Origin of the sequence: Zhengella sedimenti (genome assembly GCF_046506625.1) — a bacterium.
In the GTDB taxonomy this organism is placed as follows: domain Bacteria; phylum Pseudomonadota; class Alphaproteobacteria; order Rhizobiales; family Rhizobiaceae; genus Zhengella; species Zhengella sedimenti.
In genome coordinates, this window is sequence record NZ_JBKFFP010000003.1 from 162,766 (window position 1) to 183,803 (window position 21,038).

Below are 21,038 nucleotides of genomic sequence, written 5' to 3' on the forward strand. Positions count from 1 at the left end.
ATGCGGATACTCTTCAAGACGTCCTACGACCAGGACATCCGGCTCTTCAAGGACTGGCACCAGGCGCGCTGGTACCTGCTGCTGCTGATCCTCCTGATCGCGATGCCCTATCTCGTCAGCACCTTCGTTCTGGGCGAGGTGACGAACGTGCTCATCTGGGCGCTGGCCGGCATGGGGCTGATGATCCTGGTGGGCCAGACCGGCCAGGCCTCGCTCGGCCATGCGGCCTTCCTGGCCATCGGGTGCTACGCCAATGCGATCCTGCAATCGCGGCTGGGGCTGCCGTTCCTCGTCACATTTCCGCTGGCCGGCCTGATTGCCGGGCTCGCGGGTGTACTCATCGCCATTCCGACGACGAAGCTTCACGGCATCTATCTGGCCATCGCCACGCTGGCGGTCTCCATCCTGGTGGAAGACCTGATCGTCATCGCCGAGCCGCTGACCGGCGGCGTTGCCGGCATCCTCGTGCCCGACATCTCGATTTTCGGCTTCAACATCAACCGCTACGGCAATCCGTTCGCCTTCTACTGGGTCGTTCTCGTCGTCGCGCTGATCGTGACCCTGTTCTACCGCAACATCCTGCGCTCGCCGCTGGGCCGGGCCTTCGCGGCGGTGCGCGATTCGGAAATCTCGGCGCAGGCCATGGGTGTCAACGTGGCGCGCACCAAGGCAATCGCCTTCGGGGTCTCGACCGGTATCACAGGCCTGGCGGGCGCGCTGATGGGCCACTTCATCGGCTTCGTGAACCACGAGGCCTTCCTCATCCTGATCTCCATCCAGTTGCTGCTGATGGTGGTGATCGGCGGACTGGGCACGATCCACGGCGCCTATTTCGGCGCCATCCTGGTGGTGTTCCTGCCCCAGGTGCTGGCCTTCCTGCGCGACTGGATCGGCCAGGCGACCGGCGTCGGCTCGATCGTCATCCCTGGTATCGAGACCGCGGTGTTCGGGCTGATCCTCATTCTCTTCATTCTCTACGAGCCGCGCGGCATGTACGGATCGTGGATCAAGATGCGGACCTATTTCGAGCTGTTCCCCTTCTACCGCCGCGACATGTTCCGCCGCCAGAAAAGCTACCTGAAGACGGAGCGCATGCGATGAGCCTTCTGGAAGTCCGCAACGTCACCCTGAAATTCGGCGGGGTCATCGCTGTCAACAATGTCTCGTTCGACGTCGAAGAGGGGGAGGTCTTCGCGCTGGTCGGGCCGAACGGAGCCGGCAAGTCGACCCTGTTCAACCTGATCTCGCGCTTCTACGATCCGGTCGAGGGCGAGATCATCTTCGACGGGGAGAACCTGCTGAAGCATCCGCCGCACGACATCGCCAAGCTCGGCATCGCGCGCACGTTCCAGAACATCGAACTGTTCGAGCAGGCGACGGTGCTGCAGAACCTGCTGGTCGGGCGCAACCGCTTCCGCAAGACCAACCTGTTCTCCGAACTGCTGTTCCTGCCTTCGGTGCGCCAGGCGGAAATCGAGAACCGGCGCGCGGTGGAGGACGTGATCGACTTCCTCGACCTGCATGCCTATCGCGAGAAGTACATTGCCGGCCTGCCCTATGGCGTGCGCAAGGTGGTGGAGATGGGCCGTGCGCTCGCACTCAAGCCGAAACTGCTTCTGCTCGACGAGCCGGCCTCAGGGCTTTCGGTGGAAGAGACCCAGGATGTCGCCTTCTGGGTGGAGGATCTCAAGAAGCAGATGGGGATCACCGTGCTGATGGTCGAGCATGACATGCATCTCGTCGCCTCGGTTTCGGACCGGGTGATGGCGCTGGCCGACGGCAAGACATTGGCGCTTGGCACGCCGCATGAAGTGCAGAATCATCCGGCGGTGATCGAAGCCTATATCGGCACCGACGACACAACGGAGGACGCGGCATGAACGTGATGAGCCAATCCGCGGCCAGCCAGGCGGCGCAACCGGTGCTGCGCATCGTCAACCTGGAAAGCTATTACGGGCCGATCATGGCCCTGCGCGGGGTTTCGCTGTCCGTCCGCGAAGGCCAGATCGTCACCGTGCTGGGCGCCAATGGCGCGGGCAAGACGACATTGATGAAGACGATTTCGGGTGTCATGGACCCGGAAAAGGGCCAGGTGCTCTATGGCGGCCATGACATCGCCGGCCGCGAACCGGACCAGGTCGTGCGCGAGGGCATCGTCCATGTTCCGGAAGGGCGCGAGGTGTTTCCGCTGCTGACCGTGGAGGAAAACCTCGAGATGGGCGCCTTTACCCGCAATGACAGCCGCGGCGTGGCAGACGACAAGGAGATGGTCTTCTCCTATTTCCCGATCCTGAAGGAGCGCCGGCGGCAGGCGGCGGGCACGCTATCGGGCGGCCAGCAGCAGATGCTGGCGATCGGGCGTGGACTGATGGCAAGGCCGAAGGTCATGCTGCTCGACGAGCCGAGCCTCGGGCTGTCGCCATTGCTGGTGAAGGAAATCTTCGCCATCGTGCGCCGTCTCAACAGGGAGCAGGGCGTCACCATGCTGCTGGTGGAGCAGAACGCCAAGGTGGCGCTTGACGTGGCGGATTACGGCTACGTGATGGAACTGGGCCGCATCGTCATGGAAGGCGAGGCGAAGCGGCTCAAGGAATCCAAGGACGTGCAGGAATTCTATCTCGGTGTCCAGGAAGAGAGCCAGCGCGGGCAGAAGCGGTGGAAACAGAAGAAGACCTGGCGGTAGGAAACAGGGAGGCGCAGATGACGGTTCACCAGAACATCCCGCAGCAACAGGTCGTCAACGGCCTTTCCATCAATGCCGACCTGTCGAAGGGGCCGTTCTTCATCGACGGATGCGACACGCTGCCAAAGCTCTTCCTGGAACGCTGCAAGGAGCTTGGCGAGCGCACCGCGCATCGCGAGAAGGATTACGGCATCTGGCTGTCCTATTCCTGGAACGATTTCCGCGACCATGCCCGGCTGATCGGCCTGGGCCTGCACCGTCTCGGCCTCAAGCCCGGTGACGTGGTGTCGATCCTGTCGGAAGACAACAAGGAATGGGTCTACATCGACATGGGCGTGCAGTGCATGCGGGGCATCTGCTCGGGCATCTACACGACCGATTCGGCATCGCAGCTCAAATACCTCGTCGACGATTCAGACAGCCGCTTCCTGTTCGTCGAGAATGACGAGCAACTGGACAAGTTCCTGGAAGTGAAGAAGGACCTGCCGGGTCTGAACCGGGTGATCGTGCTGGATCCCGAGGGCCTGCATGATTTCTCCGACGAGAAGGTGATCTTTCTCGACGAGCTATACCGCCTTGGCCGCGAGCAATTGAAGGAAACGCCGGACCTGTTCGAGGCCGAAACGGCAAGGACCGATCCGGAGGCGACGGCCATTCTCGTCTACACGTCGGGGACGACCGGCATGCCGAAGGGGGCGATGATCTCGCATTCCAACATCATGTGCTCGCTGTCGACGGGCAACGTCGCCGCGCCGATCCATCCGACCGACGAGCAGGTCTGTTTCCTGCCGCTCTGCCACATCCTGGAACGGCTGTTCTCCGCCTTCGCGCCGATTGCCGGCAAGTCGACGGTCAATTTCGCCGAAAGCCCGGAAACGGTGTTCGACAACGTGCAGGAGGTGAGCCCGCACACCTTCGTGGCCGTGCCGCGCGTCTGGGAGAAGATCTATTCGCGGGTGATGATCCTGATCGGCGACGCGACGCCGGTGCAGCAATGGGCCTTCAAGCAGGCCATCGCCACGGGCATGAAGAAGGCCGAGGCGGAACTGGAAGGCCGGCCGGTGCCGGCGGGCACGGCGTTCGCCTGGAAGGTCTGGGATTTCCTGGTGCTGAAGAACCTGCGGCGCATGCTTGGCATGGACCGGCTGAGGCGCGGCGGGTCCGGCGCGGCGCCGATCTCGCCGGACCTGCTGAAGTGGTACCGGGCCGCCGGCGTGCCGATCCTTGAAGGCTACGGCATGACGGAAAGCTCCGGGGTCATCTCCATCAACACCTTCGAGGCCAACAAGAACGGCACGGTGGGCCAGCCGCTGCCGGGGACGCAGGTGCGCATCGCACCCGACGGGGAAATCCAGTACAAGGCCGGCAACGTGTTCCAGGGATACTGGAAGAAGCCTGACAAGACCGCGGAGACCATGACCGAGGATGGCTGGCTCAGGACCGGCGATATCGGCATGCTCGACAACGAGAACTTCCTGACGATCACGGGCCGGCTGAAGGACATCATCATCACCGCCGGCGGCAAGAACATCACGCCAGCCGAGATCGAGAACCGGCTGAAGTTCTCGCCCTACATCTCCGATGCCGTGATCATTGGCGACAAGCGCAAGTATCTGACCTGCCTGATCATGATCGATCAGGAGAATGTGGAGAAATTCGCGCAGTCGAAACGTGTTCCCTTCTCCGACTACCGCTCGCTTTGCGCGGCGCCGGAGGTGCGCGAGCTGATCGGCTCGATCGTGGAGGACACCAACCGCGCCTTCGCGCGCGTCGAGCAGATCAAGGATTTCCGCCTCATCGATACCCTGTTGACGGCGGAAGACGAGGAATTGACGGCCACCATGAAACTGAAACGCGGTTTCGTGGAGAAAAAGCACAAGCCGCTGATCGATTCCATGTATGGAAAAGAGGGATAACAAGGTTCAACCGGAACGGAGGAAATCGGATGAAGACTGCAATCAGGAAGTCCATTCTCGCACTCGGCATCGCTGCCGGCATGACGTCCGCCGCGATCGCCCAGCAAGGCGTGACGGACACGGAAGTGCTGATCGGCTCCAATGGCGACCAGTCGGGCATCTTCGCGCCCTTCAACGTGCAAGCCATCAAGGCCGCGCAGATGAGGTTCGACGAGGTCAACGAGGCAGGCGGCATCCATGGCCGCAAGATCCGCATGATCGTCGAGGATCACCAGTACCAGGTGCCCAAGGCGGTGGCGAACTTCAACAAGCTGATCAACTCGGACGGCGTGTTCGCGATGATCCTGAACCTCGGCACGCCGCACAACATCGCCGGCTTCCCGCTGATGCAGGCCAAGAAGGTGGCGAATATCGCGCCTCTGACTTCGGCCCGCCAGATGCTGGAAGGCGACATCACCTACAAGTATGCCGGATTCTCGTCCTACTATGACCAGATCCGCGCCGGCGTCGATTACCTGGTGAAGGAGAAGGGTGCCGAGGAAATCTGCGCCATGTACATCCCGTCGGATTTCGGCAAGGAAATCCAGGAAGGGGCGGTGGACCAGGCCAAGGAACTGGGCAAGACATGGGCAACGGAGACCACCCACAAGCCGGACGAGACCGACTTCGTGGGCGCGCTGACCAAGCTCAAGGACGCCGGCTGCGACATCGTCGCCACGGCGCTCGGCGTGCGCCAGACCATCATCGCGGTGGCCACGGCCAAGAAGCTGGGCTGGAACGACGTTTCCTTCCTCGGTTCCTCGGCGGCCTATCACGAGGCCATCGCCTCGCAGCCGGGCGGCATCACCGACGGCTACTATGCGGCCGGCGGCTGGGCAGACTACAAGCCGCGCATGGACAACCCGGAGGTCAAGGCGTGGCATGACGCCTTTGTCGCCAAGTACAACGAGGAACCCGGCATGGCCGCGATCCTGGGCTACGGCGCAGCGGAGACGCTGGTCAAGGCGCTCGAAGCAGCCGGCAAGGACCTGACGCCGGAGAGCTTCCAGAAGGGCATGGAGTCGCTGGAGTTCCGTGACGTGATCGCTGACGCCGACATCAAGTTCGGCCCCGGCGACCACCAGGGCGGCGACATCATCGTGATCTCCAAGGTCGAGGACGGCGTGTTCAAGGAGCAGGCCCGCCAGTAATCGGCCGTCGTTCCCTGCGCTGAAAAAAGAGACGCCGCGGACATCCCGTCCGCGGCGTTTCCATTCGCAATGAACGGACCGCCAGGCCCGGAACCCTGGCCTCCTCAGACCGCTGCGGAATGACGTGCCGCGCCCCTGTGAAGGTAGGCATCGAAATGGGCCGCGATGACGCGGACGAAAGGCCGTCCGGTTTCGGTGACGCGATAGGTCGCACCGTCGCGCGCGAACAGGCCGTCTCGGTCGGACGCGACCAGGCCGTCGGCTTCCGCGAGGATCGCGCGCGCGGATGCGCCGAAGGTGTCGAGCACCCATTCGCGGCTGAAGGCGAAATCGCACATCAGCTTCTCGATCACGGCGCGGCGCATGACATCCTCGCCGTTCAGGCGCACGCCACGCACTGTGGCGAAACCGTCATTGGCGATGCGGCGCTGGTAGTCGCCGGACGCCGGCGAATTCTGGACGTAGCCCTGGGGCAACTGCCCGATCGCGGAAGCGCCCAACCCGATGAGGACCGGCGCGTCATCGGTGGTATAGCCCTGGAAATTGCGCTTGAGGGTTCCGTCCTCCAACGCCCTCGCCATGCTGTCGGAGGGTCTGGCGAAATGGTCGAAACCGATGGTCACATAGCCCGCCTCGCGCAGGAGGCCGGCCGCATGGTCCTGCTGGCGGAAGCGTTCCACGAGGCCGGGCAGGACCGACTCGTCGATCATGGTCTGATGCTTCTTCATCCACGGGACATGCGCGTAGCCGAACAGCGCGATCCGGTCGGGCTCCATGGCGAGGCAGGCCCGTACCGTTCTCTCGATGCTCTCCACCGTCTGGTGCGGCAGGCCGTAGAGGATGTCGAGGTTGACCGATCCGACGCCGCGCCGGCGCACGCCGTCAACGACCGCGCGGGTCTGTTCCACGGTCTGTTCGCGGTTGATCGCCTTCTGCACGGCCGGGTCGAAATCCTGGACGCCGAGGCTCGCGCGCGTCATGCCGATGGAGGCATAGGCGTCGAAACGATCCTCCGTCATGTCATTGGGATCCATCTCGACCGAGATTTCGGCACCGGGCGCGAAGCAGAAGTGGTCGCGCAGCGTTTCTCCCAGCAGGCGGATGTCGGCCGCCTTGAGCATGGTCGGCGAGCCGCCGCCGAAATGCATGGCGGTCACGGAGGCCTGGCGGGTGACCGCATCGCCGGCATGGGCGATCTCGGCGCGCAGCGATCCGAGATAGACCTCCACCGGATCGTAGCGCTGCACCTGTTTCGTGGTGCAGCCGCAGAACCAGCACAGGCGGTCGCAGAACGGGATGTGGGCATAGAGCGAGACGGGCGTGCCCGGCGTGATCGCCTCGAGCCATGACCGGTAGGCCGAGGCGTCGATATCGGGCGTGAAATGCGGCGCGGTGGGGTAACTCGTGTAGCGCGGAACCGGCTTGGCATACCGCTCGATAAGTCCGCTGTGCATGGCGCATCCGTTCCAAAAAATCGACCAGATGGCCTCCATACGCAATCAAGGGCATTAAATCGTTGATCCGCATCAAACAACGGGAAAATGCAGGCAAGCCGGTGTCCGTGACATCGCGCGTCAGATTGTCGCGTCAGCTGCTAAAATGATGCAATTGCGGTATGGCTATTGCAAAGCAGCGCTGGTAAAAACCGAGCATGGACAAGAAAGTGCGCGACGACGTACATACGACCGGTGTACCGGCCCTTTGCCAGGCGTGTGAAGCACGCCATCGTGGCGTGTGCGGCGCATTGAACACCGAACAGCTCGTCAATCTTTCAAAGCACTCCGTGCGCCGCAAGGTCACGCCCGGGACCGAACTTGTCGGCGAGGAGCAGGATGTCTCCCAATATGCCAACGTGATCGGCGGCGTGGTCAAGCTGACCAAGATGCTGTCGGACGGACGCCAGCAGATCGTCGGGCTGCAGTTTGCCCCGGATTTCCTGGGCCGCCCCTTTTCGCGCTCGAGCCGGTTTTCGGCGGAAGCGGCGACCGAGGTGGAGCTTTGCAGCTTCTCCAAGGGGCTGATCGACCGGATGATCGACCAGTCGCCGGATCTGGAGCACAAGCTGCTGGAGCAGACCCTGAAGGAACTGGACGAGGCGCGCGACTGGATGCTCACGCTCGGCCGCAAGACGGCGGCGGAAAAGGTGGCCAGCTTCCTTCACCTGATCGCGATCAATGTCGATCCCGACGCGCCGACGCATGACGGCCCGATCACGTTCGACCTGCCGCTCACGCGCGCGGACATCGCCGATTTCCTTGGCCTGACGATCGAGACGGTCAGCCGGCAATTGACGAAGCTGCGCAAGGACGGCGTGATCCACATCGAGAACAACCGTCACATCACGGTGCCCGATCTCGAACGGCTCGACGAACGCGCCAGCATGTAAATTCCGCTTTCGCGGCGCCTCGATGCCTCAATGGGTCTGCCGCCCGGTGTCGCCTGCCATCTCCCTGTCGTTGACAAGGCGGAGGACGATTTCGCGCTCGAAGGCGACGTGGCGGCGCACCGATTCGAAGAATCCGCGCAGCATGTAACCCACCGCGTCGAAATTCACGCCCTTGTCCCCGGCGCCCAGCAAGAGCAGCGTATCGGTGAGTTCCTCGGCATAACACTCGTCCTCGGCATGTTCCGATTTCAGCCGGGCGATGGTTTGCTCGATGCCGGAAAGGTGTGCCAAGCGGTCGGCCAGTGCCGGGAAGATGATCTTCTCCTCGAAACTGTGGACGCTGCGCAGGAGGGGCCAGATCTCGCGGGCAGCGAGCTTGCACTTCTGCTTGTCCACCTCGTCGGGCAGCGAATCGGCGATTTCCTCAAGCGTCTGGCAAAGCGACAGCTTGTCTTCGTGAGCCCGCGCGAAGGCCTCGATGGCGTCGCCGCCGAAGCGCGACAAACCCTGCTGGTCCCACAGGCTGTCAGCCTTGATCGTTGTGCCTGCCATGCCCTGACCTACTCAAGAGGAAACTATGCCGCATGGTTTATGCCAACGAACCAATTTACCGACCTTGATCAAGATCAATGCGGCTGTCACCCTTGCATCGCATTGCTCAGCTCAAGATCGCGGAGGCGTGCTCCGGGATCGTTTAACCCGTACAGACTCGTGAGGGGGTCAAACTCATGACATTCGCGGCCGAAATCGTCGCGCTGGTGATTGCCACGTTCCTGGCAGTTCTCGGTGCGGCCTTCGCCCATGACAGCCTCTTCCAGGCACACATGGGCATTCTTGCTCTAACGCTCGCCATCTTCACCGTCATCCTGATGCGGCGCACCTCCTTCGCCGGAGCGCCGAAAGAGGATACGTCCGGCTACATGGACGGACCGGTGCGCTATGGCACCATCGCCACCATGTTCTGGGGCGTGGTCGGCTTCCTCGTCGGCGTCGTCGTCGCCGCGCAGCTGACCTGGCCGGACCTGAACATCGAACCGTGGTTCAACTTCGGCCGCATGCGTCCGCTGCACACGTCCGCCGTCATCTTCGCCTTCGGCGGCAACGCCCTGATCGCGACGTCGTTCTACGTGGTCCAGCGCACCTCGCGGGCGCGCCTGTTCGGCGGCAGCCTGGCCTGGTTCGTCTTCTGGGGCTACCAGCTCTTCATCGTCATGGCAGCGACCGGCTATCTGCTGGGGGGCACCGCCGGCCGCGAATATGCCGAGCCGGAATGGTATGTCGACCTGTGGCTGACGGTGGTCTGGGTGGCCTATCTGCTTGTGTTCCTGGGGACGATCTACAAGCGCAAGGAACCCCACATCTACGTGGCCAACTGGTTCTATCTCTCCTTCATCGTGACCATCGCCATGCTGCACGTGGTCAACAACCTGGCCATCCCGGTCTCGTTCCTGGGTTCGAAGTCCTATTCGGCCTTCTCGGGCGTGCAGGACGCGCTGACGCAGTGGTGGTATGGCCACAACGCGGTGGGCTTCTTCCTGACCGCGGGCTTCCTGGGCATGATGTACTACTTCATCCCGAAGCAGGCCGGCCGTCCGGTCTATTCCTACCGGCTGTCGATCATCCACTTCTGGGCGCTGATCTTCCTCTATATCTGGGCCGGCCCGCACCACCTGCACTACACGGCGTTGCCGGACTGGGCGCAGACGCTGGGCATGGTGTTCTCCATCATGCTGTGGATGCCGTCCTGGGGCGGCATGATCAACGGCCTGATGACGCTCTCGGGCGCTTGGGACAAGATCCGCACCGACCCGATCATCCGCATGATGGTCATCGCCGTCGCCTTCTACGGCATGTCGACCTTCGAGGGTCCGATGATGTCGATCAAGGCGGTCAACTCGCTGTCCCACTATACGGACTGGACCATCGGCCACGTGCATTCCGGCGCGCTCGGCTGGGTGGGCATGATCTCGTTCGGCGCGATCTACTACCTGGTACCGAAACTGTGGCATCGCGAGCGGCTTTACAGCCTGCGTCTCGTCACCTGGCATTTCTGGCTCGCCACGCTCGGCATCGTGATCTACGCCGCCGTGCTGTGGGTTGCCGGTATCCAGCAGGGCCTGATGTGGCGTGAATACGACGATCAGGGCTTCCTCGTGTACTCCTTCGCGGAGTCCGTGGCCGCCATGTATCCGTATTACGCGCTGCGCACGCTCGGCGGGCTGCTCTACCTCGTGGGCGCGATCATCATGGCCTACAACCTCACCATGACCATTCTCGGCTACCAGCGCGAGGAGCAGGGCTTCGTTTCTGCCCCTGCCGCCGCGCCGGCCGAATAAGGAGGTCCATTCATCATGGCAAACGAAGAGAAAAAGGGCCTTCTTGCGAAGCATGACAAGGTGGAGCGCAATGCCACGCTCCTCCTCGTCCTCAGCTTCCTCGTGGTCACCATCGGCGGTCTGGTCGAGATCGCACCACTGTTCTGGCTGCAGAACACGATCGAGAAGGTGCAGGGGATGCGTCCCTATTCGCCGCTCGAACTGGCCGGCCGCAACATCTACATCCGCGAAGGCTGCTATGTCTGCCACAGCCAGATGATCCGTCCGTTCCGCGACGAGGTGGAGCGTTACGGCCATTACAGCCTGGCCGCGGAATCGATGTACGACCATCCGTTCCAGTGGGGTTCCAAGCGCACCGGGCCGGACCTGGCGCGCGTGGGCGACCGCTATTCCAACGAATGGCACGTCCAGCACCTCATCGAGCCGCGCTCGGTGGTGCCGGAATCGATCATGCCGAGCTATTCCTTCCTGGCGACGACGGAGCTTCGCACCGACGACATCGCGGCACATCTGAAGACCAACGCCATGCTTGGCGTTCCCTATGATGACGCGATGATCGAGAACGCGCAGGCGGACATGATCGCCCAGGCCAATCCTGACGCCGACACGTCGGGGGTGGAGGAACGCTATCCCAAGGCCAAGCTCGGCGATTTCGACGGCGATCCGGCGAAGCTGACGGAAATGGATGCCCTCGTGGCCTATCTCCAGATGCTCGGCACGCTCGTCGATTTCGAGAGCTACGACGCCGAAGCCAATTATCGCTAAGGGAGCCCAGGATATGGACCTCGATTACCAGACCATGCGCACTTTCGCCGACAGCTGGGGACTGCTCTTCCTGTTCCTCGTCTTCGTGGGTGTGGTTGCGTTCGTCTTCCTGCGGCCCGGCTCGAAACGCCAGGCCGACGAGGCTTCCCGTATCCCGCTCCGAGAGGACTGAACCATGAGCGAGAAACACATTGACGAAGTCAGCGGCGTCGAGACCACCGGTCACGAGTGGGACGGCATCCGCGAACTGAACAACCCGCTGCCGCGGTGGTGGCTGTGGACCTTCTACGCCACGATCATCTGGGCCATCGGCTACACGATCGCCTATCCGGCCTGGCCGGGGCTGACGGGCAACACGCAGGGCGTGCTCGGCTGGTCCAGCCGAGGCGCCGTGGCCACCGAAATGACCGAGGCGGAGGCCGCCAAGGCGGGCATGGTCGAAAAGATCGCCAATACCGATCTGGCCGGCATCCTGGCGGACGACGAGATGCGCACCTTCGCCACGGCGGCGGGCGGTTCGACCTTCAAGGTCTATTGCTCGCAGTGCCACGGTTCCGGCGCGACGGGCGGTCCGGGCTATCCGAACCTGAACGACGACGACTGGATCTGGGGCGGCGACATCGAAGCCATCCACCAGACCATCGCCCATGGCGTGCGCTATGACCAGGATGACGATACGCGCATCTCGGAAATGCCGGCCTTCGGCGAAATGCTGGAGGGCGACCAGATCCGCCAGGTCGCGGCCTATGTCGCCAGCCTGTCGGGCACGGCGTCCGATCCCGCGGCCGCCGAGGAAGGCGCGACGATCTTTGCCGACAATTGCGCGGCCTGTCACGGCGATGACGGCCGGGGCATGGTGGAACTCGGTGCGCCGAACCTGGCCGATGCGCTGTGGCTCTACGGCTCCAGCGAGGAGGCCATCGCTTCCCAGATCCGCAATCCCAAGCATGGCGTGATGCCGGCATGGGTATCGCGCCTGGGTGAAACGAAGGTCAAGGAACTGGCCGTCTACGTCCATTCGCTGGGCGGCGGCAGCTGATCCGGCGCGCCTCCCGCTTGGGCTGGCGCCACGCATCGAGACGGCCCGGCATGCCTAGCCGGGCCGTCTTCACATCAGCCGGTGAGTGAAAACGTCGCGTCTGTCCATCGGGGGTTTGACCCATGTCAACGCAGGGCTCATCTTCGGCGCGTAAACGTGACGGCAAGATACATCATTAGCGTTGCGTTGCTGTTCCAGGCGGCCGGTCCATTCTTCCGGGACACTGGCCATTTGGGGACACAAGCCACGCAACGGGAGCGGAGCAAGACCGGGCATGGATACGGCGACACCTGACATCAAGCACACCAAGGCCAACGAGGCGGAAGCCGGTACGCCGGCAGAACAGCCGGATGTCCAGCCGCTGGATGCGACGCCGGTCAATTCGGCCAAGGTGCGCCAGCCGCTCTACGCGGCGCGCAAGAAGGTTTTCCCCAAGCGGGCCGAGGGCCAGTTCCGCCGGTTCAAGTGGCTGGTCATGGCCATCACCCTCGGCATCTATTACCTCACGCCCTGGCTGCGCTGGGATCGCGGACCCTTCGCTCCGGATCAGGCGATCCTGATCGACATGGCGAATCGCCGGTTCTATTTCTTCTTCATCGAGATATGGCCGCAGGAATTCTTCTACGTCGCCGGCCTGCTCGTCATGGCGGGCATCGGCCTGTTCCTGGTCACCTCCGCGGTGGGGCGCGCCTGGTGCGGCTATACCTGTCCGCAGACGGTCTGGGTGGACCTGTTCCTGGTCGTGGAGCGCGCCGTCGAGGGCGACCGCAACGCCCGGATGCGCCTTGAGAACGCGCCATGGACCTTCGACAAGATCTCAAAGCGTGTCGTCAAGCACGCGATCTGGCTCCTGATCGCGGTGGCCACCGGCGGCGCCTGGATCTTCTATTTCGCCGATGCCCCGACGCTGCTTGTCAATTTCGTGACGGGGCAGGCCGCGCCTGTCGCCTACATCACCGTCGCGATCCTGACAGCGACGACCTACACGTTCGGCGGCATCATGCGCGAACAGGTTTGTACCTACATGTGCCCCTGGCCGCGCGTGCAGGCGGCGATGCTCGACGAGCATTCGCTGACCGTCACCTATAATGGCTGGCGCGGCGAGCCCCGGTCCAAGCACGCCAAGAAGATGGCGGCGCGCGGCGAACTGGTCGGCGATTGCGTCGATTGCAATGCCTGCGTGGCGGTCTGCCCGATGGGCATCGACATCCGCGACGGCCTGCAGCTCGAATGCATCACCTGCGCGCTGTGCATCGACGCCTGCGACCAGATCATGGACAAGCTGGGCAAGGAACGCGGGCTCATCTCCTACACCACGCTCAACACCTATGCGCACAACATGGCGCTTGCGACCGAGAACGGCGCGCATCCGGCCGACCCGCGCCGGGTCTACGGGGCGGACGGCAAGCTGGTACCCGATGTGCGGCATTTCCGCTGGCGCACACTGGCGCGGCCGCGCACGCTCATCTACCTGGCGGCATGGTCGGCCATCGGCGTGGCGTTGCTGGTTTCGCTGGGATCACGCGACCGGCTGGAAGTGAATGTGCTGCATGACCGCAATCCGCAGTTCGTGAAGCTCTCCGACGGGTCGATCCGCAACGGTTACTCGGTCAAGCTGCTGAACATGATCCCCGAGCCGCGCACGATCCTGCTGAAGATCGAGGGCCTGCCGGGCGCCATGCTCGACATCCCCGAACTGCCGCAGTTCTCGGGCGGCTACAGCTATGCCGTTCCGGTCGAGCCGGACAGGATCCGCAGCCTCAAGGTATTCGTCACCATGCCGCGCGACTATGCACTGGACGGCGACGCGACGTTCCGCTTCATCGCCGAGGACAAGCAGTCCAACGAACGTGACGTGTACAGCGCCAATTTCTTCAGCCCGGAGCAGTGACAATGGACGGCAAGACGGCAGGACGCGAATTCACCGGAAAGCACATGCTGGCCGTGCTGGTGCTGTTTTTCGGCACCATCATTTCGGTCAATCTGACGCTGGCTTATTTCGCCAATTCCACCTGGTCGGGGCTGGTGGTCAAGAATTCCTATGTGGAGAGCCAGCTCTTCAACGGGAAACAGGACATTGCCCGCGCCCATGCCGCGCTCGGCTGGCATCCGTCCGTCGCCTATGAGGGCGGCCAATTGCGTTTCACGCTGCTGGACGCCAAGGGCGCGCCGGTTGTCACCAATGGGATCAAGGTCAAGCTGATGCGGCCTGCGCACGAGGGGATGGACCAGATCGTCGTGCTCGCGGATGCCGGAGACGGGATACACACTGCGACCACGCATCTGGCAGATGGCCAATGGGTGGTGGAAGTGCTGGCCGAAGCCGGACTGGATACGCCCTACCGCCACGCCGTTCGCATCTTCGTGAAGGGCGAAGGAGCACAATAGCATGAGCTGCTGCGCGCCCGGAACGGAAGGCGAAGCCTGCGAACTCAACTCCCTGCCACTTGACGAGGAGTTGCGGGATGCAAGCCGGCCCGTGGGCGAGGGCGTGCGCCAGAACGATCTTTCCGTACCGGGCGTGCATTGCGGTGCCTGCATCGTCGCCGTCGAGAACGCGCTCGCAAAGGTCGAAGGCGTGGTCTCGGCGCGCGTGAACCTGTCGACCCGCCGTCTCGTGGTGCAATGGCGCGACGACGGCGCGACAGTGCCGCCGTTCTGCCAGACCCTGGCGTCGATCGGCTATCCGGCGCATATCTTCGATTTCGAGGCCCAGGGCCGTGACAGCGAATTGTCGAAGCTGCTGCGCGCCGTCGCGGTGGCCGGGTTCGCGGCCGGCAACATCATGCTCCTGTCGGTCTCGGTGTGGTCCGGCGCGGAAGGGGCCACGCGCGACGTCTTTCACCTGATCTCGGCAATCATCGCCATCCCGGCGCTTGCCTATTCCGGCCGGATCTTCTTTTCCTCGGCATGGAGCGTTCTCAAGCACGGGCGCACCAACATGGATGTGCCGATCTCCATCGGCGTGCTGCTCGCCTACGGGATGAGCCTTTACGACACGCTGAACCACGGCGAACATGCCTATTTCGACGCAGCGGTCATGCTGCTGTTCTTCCTGTTGATCGGCCGCACCCTCGACCATGTGATGCGCGAGCGCGCACGCACGGCGGTCAAGGGGCTGGCGCGGATGGCGGCGCGGGGCGCTCTGACAGAGGACGGGGCGGGCAGCCGGCGCTGGGTGGCGGCCGGCGAGATCGAGCCCGGAATGCGCATCCTGCTCGGCGCCGGCGACCGCGTGCCCGTGGACGGGCGCGTTCTCGAAGGCCGGTCCGATCTCGACTGCTCGCTGGTTTCCGGCGAGAGCGCGCCGCAGGCGGTGACGCGTGACATGGCGGTGCGTGCCGGCACGCTGAACCTCACCGGACCGCTGACCATCGAGGCGACGGCGCGGGCAGAGGATTCCTTCCTGGCGGAAATGGTGCGCCTGATGGAGGCGGCGGAGGGCGGCAAGGCCCGCTACCGGCGCATCGCCGACCGCGCCGCGCAGCTTTACGCGCCGGTCGTGCACCTGACCGCCCTGCTTTCCTTCATCGGCTGGTTCTGGGCGACGGGCGACTGGCACCAGTCGCTGACGATTGCCATCGCGGTTCTGATCATCACCTGCCCCTGCGCACTCGGCCTTGCCGTTCCCATCGTGCAGGTGGTGGCGGCGCGGCGGCTCTTCGAGCGCGGCATCATGGTCAAGGACGGAAGCGCGATGGAGCGGTTGGCAGAAGCGAACGCGGTGCTGTTCGACAAGACCGGAACGCTGACCATGGGCCGGCCGCGGCTGGCCGATGCCGCGAGCATTCCGCCCCATCTCCTGGCGGTGGCGGCCGATCTTGCCAGCCATTCCCGTCACCCGCTGGCGCAGGCGCTCGCGGCCTATCGCGGCGACGGCGCCCAGGGCTTTGACGGCATTCGCGAATTCCCCGGCCAGGGCCTTGAGGCGTCAAGCGCCGACGGCGTCTGGCGTCTTGGGCGCAGGGACTGGGCCGTGCAGAGCGATAACGGCAGCCCGACCGACGGCCTGACCGCGACCACGCTCTCGCTCGATGGCAAGGAAATGGCCGTGTTCCGCTTTTCCGACCAGTTGCGTCCCGGCGCGGCGGAAGCGGTGCGCGCGCTGGCGGGTGCCGGCCTGCCATCGCGGATCGTGTCGGGCGATCACCGTCACGCCGTGGCCGACATCGCCAACCGGCTGGCCATTGCCGATTTCGACGCCGGCATGATGCCGGCAACCAAGGTGGAGGCGGTGCGCAGCCTTTCCGCGCAAGGCCGGAAGGTGCTCATGGTGGGCGACGGACTGAACGACGCGCCTGCACTGAATGCCGCCCATGTTTCGATGGCACCCGCGACAGCCGCCGATATCGGCCGCAATGCGGCGGATTTCGTATTCCTGCGCGATTCGCTCGAAGCCGTGCCCGTGGCGCTCACCGTCTCGCGCAAGGCCGGCAGCCTGATCCGGCAGAATTTCGCCATCGCCATCGTCTACAACATCATCGCCGTGCCGCTGGCGATCATGGGCCTGGTCACGCCGCTGGTCGCGGCTGTGGCCATGTCGGGATCCTCGATCCTTGTCATTTCCAACGCCATGCGCCTCATGGCGTCGCGCACGCCGGACCTGCCGCAGCCCCAAACCGCCGCCGGCGGCGCGGCGCGGCTGGAGCCTGGCGAATAGGAGCGGGCACATGAATGTGCTGATCTACCTCATCCCCATCGCCCTGCTGCTTGGCGCGCTCGGCCTGGGTGCCTTTCTCTGGTCGCTGAAGAGCGGCCAGTATGAAGATCTCGACGGAGCGGCCGAACGCATTCTCCACGACGAGGACGATGACCTCGAGCCCGGCAGGCGCGGGGCGGACGGAATGAAATCAAGCTCACGGCGCTGATGCCCTTTCCCTGGCCGCGTCCGACCGGCGGACAATGACAGGCGCTAGCCCGGTACCGGCGCGTTCGAATTCAGCGAAGGACGGCTGGCCGGCAAAACGGCTCCATCCGATGTCTTGTTTTCAATCAATCGATTGATTAAAAAGGTATGGGAAAGGGCGTGGCATGACAGAGACCAGAAGCAACAGGAGTGGCGCGGACGAAACGCGCGAAGCCCTTGTCCAGGCAGGGCTCACGCTGTTCGGGCGCGACGGCTTTGCCGCCACATCGACACGCGCAATCGCGGCCATGGCGGGCACGAACGTGGCGTCCATCGCCTATCATTTCGGCGGCAAGGAAGGACTGCGCCAAGCCTGTGCCAAGGCGGTGGCGTCGCGCATTTCCCATGTCGCGGGTGCGGCGGCGCAATTCGATCCGGGCGGCGATCCGCAGCGTGCGCACACCTTTCTCGAGGGCGTCATCGACCGCTTCATCGACCGGATCATCGCCAGTCCGGAGGGCCGGTCCCTCAGTTCCTTCATCCTGCGGGAAATCGGCGAGCAGGGGGCGGTGTTCGATGTGTTGCTGAACCGGTTCATCACCCCGGTTCATACGGGCCTTTGCCGCGTGTTCGCCGCGGCGGCGGGCACGGATCCTGCCAGCGCGGATACCCGCCTCGCCGTCTTCGCGCTGGCTGGCCAGCTCCTGTATTTTCGCATCGGCCAGCCGGTCGTGCTGGCCCGCATGGACTGGGAGGCGATCGGACCGGCGGAGCGCGAGCAGCTTTCCCGGACCGTGAAGGCCAACCTTGCCGGGATGATCGCGGCGAGAAGGGAGAGACTGCCATGATGGAACTCGTGTGCGCCATACCGTTCGTTGCTGGCTGGTTCATGGCCTGCGCACCGGCGGAAAACCTCGTCACCGGCTATGCCGAGGCTGAAACGGTGCTGGTGGCGCCCATCGAGACCGCACGGATCGACGTCCTGCATGTCAGGCGCGGCGACCGTGTGGCGAAGGGTGCGCCGCTGGCGGAGATGGAAAAGCGCGACGCGAAAATCGCCGTCGCCCAGGCGGAGGCAGCGCTGGCGCAGGCCGAAAGCCAGCTTGCCAATATCAGCCAGGGAAAACGGCCGGAGGAAATCGCGGTCATCGAAGCCGCGCTCAATTCGGCGGAAGCCCAGCGCGAGGAGGCCATGCGCACCGTTTCGCGCATGGAAGACCTGGAACGGCGTGGCGTCGCCACGAAAGCCTCGCTTGACGATGCGAGCACCGCCCTGGCGGTGGCGCAGGCCAAGGTGCGCGAACTGCAGGCCAATCTGAAGGTCGCGCGCCTGCCGGCCCGCGCCGACGAGATCAAGGCCGCCAAGGCCCAGCGTGACCAGGCCGGTGCCGCGCTGGAAAACGCCCGCTGGCGGCTGGACAATCGCGAAATCATGGCGCCGGAATCCGGGCAGGTCACCGACGTGATCCGCAATCCGGGCGAACTGGCCGGTCCGCAGGCTCCCGTGCTTGCCCTGCTGCCGGACGGTGCCGTCAAACTGAAGATCTATGTTCCGGAGGGTTTCTTCCGGGGCATCGGCCGGGGCACCGTGCTGCCGCTCTCCTGCGACGGCTGCGCGGACGGCATGACCGCCACCGTTTCCTATGTGGCCGATGAGCCGGAGTTCACGCCGCCGGTCATCTATTCGCTGGAGAACAGGCAGAAGCTCGTCTACCTGGTCGAGGCAAGGCCCGACGGCGAGGGCGCGGCCCGTCTCAAGCCGGGCCAGATCGTGGATGTGCGCCTGCCGGACCGTCCGTGATGAGCGAGCCGGCGATCTCGGTCAGGGACCTTGTGAAACGCTTCGGCGGCCGGGCCGTCGTGGATCACGTTTCGATGGATGTTGCAAAAGGGGAAATCGCCGGATTCCTGGGTCCGAACGGTTCGGGCAAGACCACGACCATTCGCTGCATGTGCGGATTGCTGACCGCCGACGAAGGCGAGGGCACGGTGCTCGGCCATGACATGCGCACGGAGGCCCGCGCCATCAAGCTCAAGACCGGCTACATGACGCAGCGCTTTTCCTTTTACGAAGACCTTTCCATCGCCGAGAACCTGCGCTTCGTGGCAAGGCTCTACCAGTTGCCGCGGGGCGCGGTGGCCGACACGCTCGAGGATCTCGGCCTGACCAGCCGCCGCAACCAGCTGGCCGGCACGTTGTCCGGCGGGTGGAAACAGCGGCTGGCGCTGGCCGCCTGCCTCATGCACAAGCCGGACCTGCTTTTGCTGGACGAACCGACGGCGGGCGTCGATCCGAAGGCGCGGCGTGATTTCTGGGACGAGATCCATGCGCGGGCCGCCGACGGGCTGACCGTGCTCGTTTCCACCCACTACATGGACGAGGCGGAACGCTGCCATCGCATCCACTACATTTCCTATGGCAGGCTGCTGGCCAGCGGCACCGTGGCTGAGGTGGTCGCGGACGCCCGGCTGACCACCTGGGTGGTGGAGGGCGGAGACCTGACCGCGGCGGTCCGGGCCCTGTCGGGTGCGCCGGGCGTCGACCAGGTGGCGCCGTTCGGGGCGACGATCCACGTCGTCGGCGCCGATGCCGAAACCCTGGAACGCACGGTCAAGAGCGCGGCCCGGCAGACCGGCTCGCGGGCGCGGCGCGGCGAGACCAGCCTGGAGGACGTCTTCATCCGTTTCATGGCACAGTCGCGGGACAACATGACATGAACCGCTGGTTCTCCCTCGCAAGGCTCGGGGCCATGCTGGCCAAGGAATTCATCCAGATGCGCCGGGACCGCGTCACCTTCGCCATGATGCTGGGCGTGCCGCTGATGCAACTCGTGCTGTTCGGCTACGCGATCAACAACGACCCCAAGGGCCTGCCGGCCGCGCTTGTCGCCTTCAGCCAGGACCGGTTCACCCGCGCCATGGTGACGGCGCTGGAAAACACGGGCTACTACCGCTTCGTCCTGCACGGCTCGGATGCGCGCAAGGCAGAGGCGATGCTGGCTTCGGGCGATGTGTCCTTCGTCATCACGATCCCCTCCGATTTCGGCACGCGGGTGCTCAAGAACGATCATCCGCAATTGCTCATCGAGGCCGATGCCACCGACCCTTCCGTCGCATCCGGCGCGATCTCCACGCTTTCCACCGTGGCCGCCCAGGCATTGCAGCGCGAGCGCGGCGACAGCGCCGTGGACGGCGCCGGTGTCCCGCAGCCGCCCGACATCGTCGTGCACCGGCGCTACAATCCTGAGGGAATCACGCAATACAACATCGTTCCCGGCCTGCTCGGCGTGATCCTGCAGATGACGATGGTCATGATGACCTCCATGGCGCTGACACGGGAATCGGAACGCGGAACGATGGAAAACCTGCTCGCCATGCCTGCGACACCCGGCGAGATCATGCTGGGCAAGGTGTTGCCCTATCTGGTTGTCGGCTCTGTCCAGGTGGCGGTGGTGCTGGGGGCGGCGCGGCTACTTTTCGCCGTGCCGTTCTTCGGCTCGATGGGCCTGCTGCTGACCGGCATCTTCATCTTCGTGCTCGCCCTGGTGCTTCTCGGCTATACGATCTCGACCGCCGCGAGGAGCCAGATGCAGGCCATGCAGCTGACATTCTTCTTCTTTCTTCCGTCCCTGCTCCTGTCCGGGTTCATGTTTCCCTATCGCGGGATGCCGGTCTGGGCGCAGTACCTCGGCGAGATCTTTCCGCTGACCCATTTCCTGCGCCTGATCCGCGCCGTCATGCTGAAGGGCGCGGAGCTCCCGGCGGTGGCTTCCAGCATGCTGGCGCTGATCCTGTTCGTGCTGATCTATGCCGGGCTTGCGCTCATGCGTTTCCGGCGCACCCTGGACTGATCATCTTGTGCAATGCACTTGCGCAG

At 64.1% G+C, this 21,038-nt stretch carries 20 protein-coding genes; 18 read left to right on the forward strand and 2 right to left on the reverse strand.

Annotated features, from left to right (window positions below):
- From ACLB6G_RS10210 to ACLB6G_RS10230, 5 genes are read left to right on the forward strand one after another with little or no spacing between them, the layout of a single operon-like run.
- Positions 1 to 1,101 (forward strand): branched-chain amino acid ABC transporter permease, encoded by a 1,101-nt coding sequence (locus ACLB6G_RS10210; protein WP_410356065.1) that lies wholly within the window; start codon positions 1 to 3, stop codon positions 1,099 to 1,101.
- A complete protein-coding gene (locus ACLB6G_RS10215; RefSeq protein WP_410356066.1) occupies positions 1,098 to 1,880 on the forward strand; it encodes an ABC transporter ATP-binding protein in 783 nt (260 codons plus the stop codon). The genes ACLB6G_RS10210 and ACLB6G_RS10215 overlap by 4 nt, the downstream gene beginning before the upstream one ends.
- A complete protein-coding gene (locus ACLB6G_RS10220) occupies positions 1,877 to 2,683 on the forward strand; it encodes an ABC transporter ATP-binding protein (RefSeq protein WP_410356067.1) in 807 nt (268 codons plus the stop codon). The genes ACLB6G_RS10215 and ACLB6G_RS10220 overlap by 4 nt, the downstream gene beginning before the upstream one ends.
- A 17-nt stretch (positions 2,684 to 2,700) precedes the next feature.
- Positions 2,701 to 4,599 (forward strand): AMP-dependent synthetase/ligase, encoded by a 1,899-nt coding sequence (locus tag ACLB6G_RS10225; RefSeq protein WP_410356068.1) that lies wholly within the window; start codon positions 2,701 to 2,703, stop codon positions 4,597 to 4,599.
- A gap of 29 nt (positions 4,600 to 4,628) precedes the next feature.
- Complete coding sequence (locus tag ACLB6G_RS10230; protein WP_410356069.1) at positions 4,629 to 5,789, forward strand: ABC transporter substrate-binding protein; 1,161 nt, start codon at positions 4,629 to 4,631, stop codon at positions 5,787 to 5,789.
- 104 nt (positions 5,790 to 5,893) lie between these two features.
- Here ACLB6G_RS10230 and hemN read toward each other — a convergent pair whose 3' ends face one another.
- On the reverse strand, positions 5,894 to 7,243 hold the full coding sequence (gene hemN / locus ACLB6G_RS10235) for an oxygen-independent coproporphyrinogen III oxidase (protein WP_410356070.1): 1,350 nt from the start codon (positions 7,241 to 7,243) through the stop codon (positions 5,894 to 5,896).
- A gap of 197 nt (positions 7,244 to 7,440) precedes the next feature.
- Between hemN and ACLB6G_RS10240 the strand changes: the two genes are divergently transcribed.
- Positions 7,441 to 8,175, forward strand: a complete 735-nt coding sequence (locus ACLB6G_RS10240) for a Crp/Fnr family transcriptional regulator (RefSeq protein WP_410356071.1) — start codon at positions 7,441 to 7,443, stop codon at positions 8,173 to 8,175.
- A gap of 27 nt (positions 8,176 to 8,202) precedes the next feature.
- Here ACLB6G_RS10240 and ACLB6G_RS10245 read toward each other — a convergent pair whose 3' ends face one another.
- The gene (locus ACLB6G_RS10245) at positions 8,203 to 8,727 is read right to left on the reverse strand and encodes a hemerythrin domain-containing protein (protein ID WP_410356072.1); all 525 of its coding nucleotides are present in this window, start codon (positions 8,725 to 8,727) and stop codon (positions 8,203 to 8,205) included.
- A 176-nt stretch (positions 8,728 to 8,903) separates the two neighbouring features.
- Between ACLB6G_RS10245 and ccoN the strand changes: the two genes are divergently transcribed.
- From ccoN to ACLB6G_RS10305, 12 genes are all read left to right on the forward strand, one after another.
- A complete protein-coding gene (ccoN, locus tag ACLB6G_RS10250) occupies positions 8,904 to 10,511 on the forward strand; it encodes a cytochrome-c oxidase, cbb3-type subunit I (protein WP_410356073.1) in 1,608 nt (535 codons plus the stop codon).
- Between the two features lie 15 nt (positions 10,512 to 10,526).
- Entirely contained in the window at positions 10,527 to 11,276 is a 750-nt protein-coding gene (gene ccoO, locus ACLB6G_RS10255) for a cytochrome-c oxidase, cbb3-type subunit II (protein ID WP_410356074.1), read from the forward strand.
- A 13-nt stretch (positions 11,277 to 11,289) separates the two neighbouring features.
- On the forward strand, positions 11,290 to 11,448 hold the full coding sequence (locus ACLB6G_RS10260) for a cbb3-type cytochrome c oxidase subunit 3 (protein WP_410356075.1): 159 nt from the start codon (positions 11,290 to 11,292) through the stop codon (positions 11,446 to 11,448).
- 3 nt (positions 11,449 to 11,451) lie between these two features.
- Positions 11,452 to 12,315, forward strand: a complete 864-nt coding sequence (gene ccoP, locus ACLB6G_RS10265) for a cytochrome-c oxidase, cbb3-type subunit III (RefSeq protein ID WP_410356076.1) — start codon at positions 11,452 to 11,454, stop codon at positions 12,313 to 12,315.
- Between the two features lie 274 nt (positions 12,316 to 12,589).
- On the forward strand, positions 12,590 to 14,206 hold the full coding sequence (gene ccoG, locus ACLB6G_RS10270; protein ID WP_410356077.1) for a cytochrome c oxidase accessory protein CcoG: 1,617 nt from the start codon (positions 12,590 to 12,592) through the stop codon (positions 14,204 to 14,206).
- A gap of 2 nt (positions 14,207 to 14,208) precedes the next feature.
- Positions 14,209 to 14,703 (forward strand): FixH family protein, encoded by a 495-nt coding sequence (locus ACLB6G_RS10275; RefSeq protein WP_410356078.1) that lies wholly within the window; start codon positions 14,209 to 14,211, stop codon positions 14,701 to 14,703.
- A 1-nt stretch (position 14,704) separates the two neighbouring features.
- The gene (locus ACLB6G_RS10280; protein ID WP_410356079.1) at positions 14,705 to 16,975 is read left to right on the forward strand and encodes a cation-translocating P-type ATPase; all 2,271 of its coding nucleotides are present in this window, start codon (positions 14,705 to 14,707) and stop codon (positions 16,973 to 16,975) included.
- Between the two features lie 10 nt (positions 16,976 to 16,985).
- Complete coding sequence (ccoS, locus tag ACLB6G_RS10285; RefSeq protein ID WP_410356080.1) at positions 16,986 to 17,183, forward strand: cbb3-type cytochrome oxidase assembly protein CcoS; 198 nt, start codon at positions 16,986 to 16,988, stop codon at positions 17,181 to 17,183.
- 163 nt (positions 17,184 to 17,346) lie between these two features.
- A complete protein-coding gene (locus ACLB6G_RS10290; RefSeq protein ID WP_410356081.1) occupies positions 17,347 to 18,009 on the forward strand; it encodes a CerR family C-terminal domain-containing protein in 663 nt (220 codons plus the stop codon).
- A complete protein-coding gene (locus tag ACLB6G_RS10295) occupies positions 18,009 to 18,962 on the forward strand; it encodes an HlyD family secretion protein (protein WP_410356423.1) in 954 nt (317 codons plus the stop codon). Before ACLB6G_RS10290 ends, ACLB6G_RS10295 begins: the two co-directional genes overlap by 1 nt.
- Positions 18,962 to 19,879, forward strand: coding sequence for an ABC transporter ATP-binding protein (locus ACLB6G_RS10300; protein WP_410356082.1), 918 nt, complete (start codon positions 18,962 to 18,964; stop codon positions 19,877 to 19,879). Before ACLB6G_RS10295 ends, ACLB6G_RS10300 begins: the two co-directional genes overlap by 1 nt.
- Positions 19,876 to 21,012 carry an ABC transporter permease gene (locus tag ACLB6G_RS10305; protein WP_410356083.1) on the forward strand — a complete coding sequence of 379 codons (1,137 nt, stop codon included), beginning with the start codon at positions 19,876 to 19,878 and terminating at the stop codon, positions 21,010 to 21,012. Before ACLB6G_RS10300 ends, ACLB6G_RS10305 begins: the two co-directional genes overlap by 4 nt.
- Positions 21,013 to 21,038 lie beyond the last annotated feature (26 nt).

What these genes read in the sequence shown, in the direction of transcription:
- ccoS (WP_410356080.1), top strand. Translation starts at nt 16,986, where the DNA reads ATGAATGTGCTGATCTACCTCATCCCCATCGCCCTGCTGCTTGGCGCG.
- ACLB6G_RS10245 (WP_410356072.1), bottom strand. Translation starts at nt 8,727, where the DNA reads ATGGCAGGCACAACGATCAAGGCTGACAGCCTGTGGGACCAGCAGGGT.
- ACLB6G_RS10275 (WP_410356078.1), top strand. Translation starts at nt 14,209, where the DNA reads ATGGACGGCAAGACGGCAGGACGCGAATTCACCGGAAAGCACATGCTG.
- ACLB6G_RS10210 (WP_410356065.1), top strand. Translation starts at nt 1, where the DNA reads ATGCGGATACTCTTCAAGACGTCCTACGACCAGGACATCCGGCTCTTC.
- ccoN (WP_410356073.1), top strand. Translation starts at nt 8,904, where the DNA reads ATGACATTCGCGGCCGAAATCGTCGCGCTGGTGATTGCCACGTTCCTG.
- ccoP (WP_410356076.1), top strand. Translation starts at nt 11,452, where the DNA reads ATGAGCGAGAAACACATTGACGAAGTCAGCGGCGTCGAGACCACCGGT.
- ACLB6G_RS10295 (WP_410356423.1), top strand. Translation starts at nt 18,009, where the DNA reads ATGGAACTCGTGTGCGCCATACCGTTCGTTGCTGGCTGGTTCATGGCC.
- hemN (WP_410356070.1), bottom strand. Translation starts at nt 7,243, where the DNA reads ATGCACAGCGGACTTATCGAGCGGTATGCCAAGCCGGTTCCGCGCTAC.
- ACLB6G_RS10260 (WP_410356075.1), top strand. Translation starts at nt 11,290, where the DNA reads ATGGACCTCGATTACCAGACCATGCGCACTTTCGCCGACAGCTGGGGA.
- ACLB6G_RS10220 (WP_410356067.1), top strand. Translation starts at nt 1,877, where the DNA reads ATGAACGTGATGAGCCAATCCGCGGCCAGCCAGGCGGCGCAACCGGTG.
- ACLB6G_RS10240 (WP_410356071.1), top strand. Translation starts at nt 7,441, where the DNA reads ATGGACAAGAAAGTGCGCGACGACGTACATACGACCGGTGTACCGGCC.
- ACLB6G_RS10290 (WP_410356081.1), top strand. Translation starts at nt 17,347, where the DNA reads ATGACAGAGACCAGAAGCAACAGGAGTGGCGCGGACGAAACGCGCGAA.
- ACLB6G_RS10300 (WP_410356082.1), top strand. Translation starts at nt 18,962, where the DNA reads ATGAGCGAGCCGGCGATCTCGGTCAGGGACCTTGTGAAACGCTTCGGC.
- ACLB6G_RS10305 (WP_410356083.1), top strand. Translation starts at nt 19,876, where the DNA reads ATGAACCGCTGGTTCTCCCTCGCAAGGCTCGGGGCCATGCTGGCCAAG.
- ccoG (WP_410356077.1), top strand. Translation starts at nt 12,590, where the DNA reads ATGGATACGGCGACACCTGACATCAAGCACACCAAGGCCAACGAGGCG.
- ACLB6G_RS10215 (WP_410356066.1), top strand. Translation starts at nt 1,098, where the DNA reads ATGAGCCTTCTGGAAGTCCGCAACGTCACCCTGAAATTCGGCGGGGTC.
- ACLB6G_RS10225 (WP_410356068.1), top strand. Translation starts at nt 2,701, where the DNA reads ATGACGGTTCACCAGAACATCCCGCAGCAACAGGTCGTCAACGGCCTT.
- ACLB6G_RS10280 (WP_410356079.1), top strand. Translation starts at nt 14,705, where the DNA reads ATGAGCTGCTGCGCGCCCGGAACGGAAGGCGAAGCCTGCGAACTCAAC.
- ccoO (WP_410356074.1), top strand. Translation starts at nt 10,527, where the DNA reads ATGGCAAACGAAGAGAAAAAGGGCCTTCTTGCGAAGCATGACAAGGTG.
- ACLB6G_RS10230 (WP_410356069.1), top strand. Translation starts at nt 4,629, where the DNA reads ATGAAGACTGCAATCAGGAAGTCCATTCTCGCACTCGGCATCGCTGCC.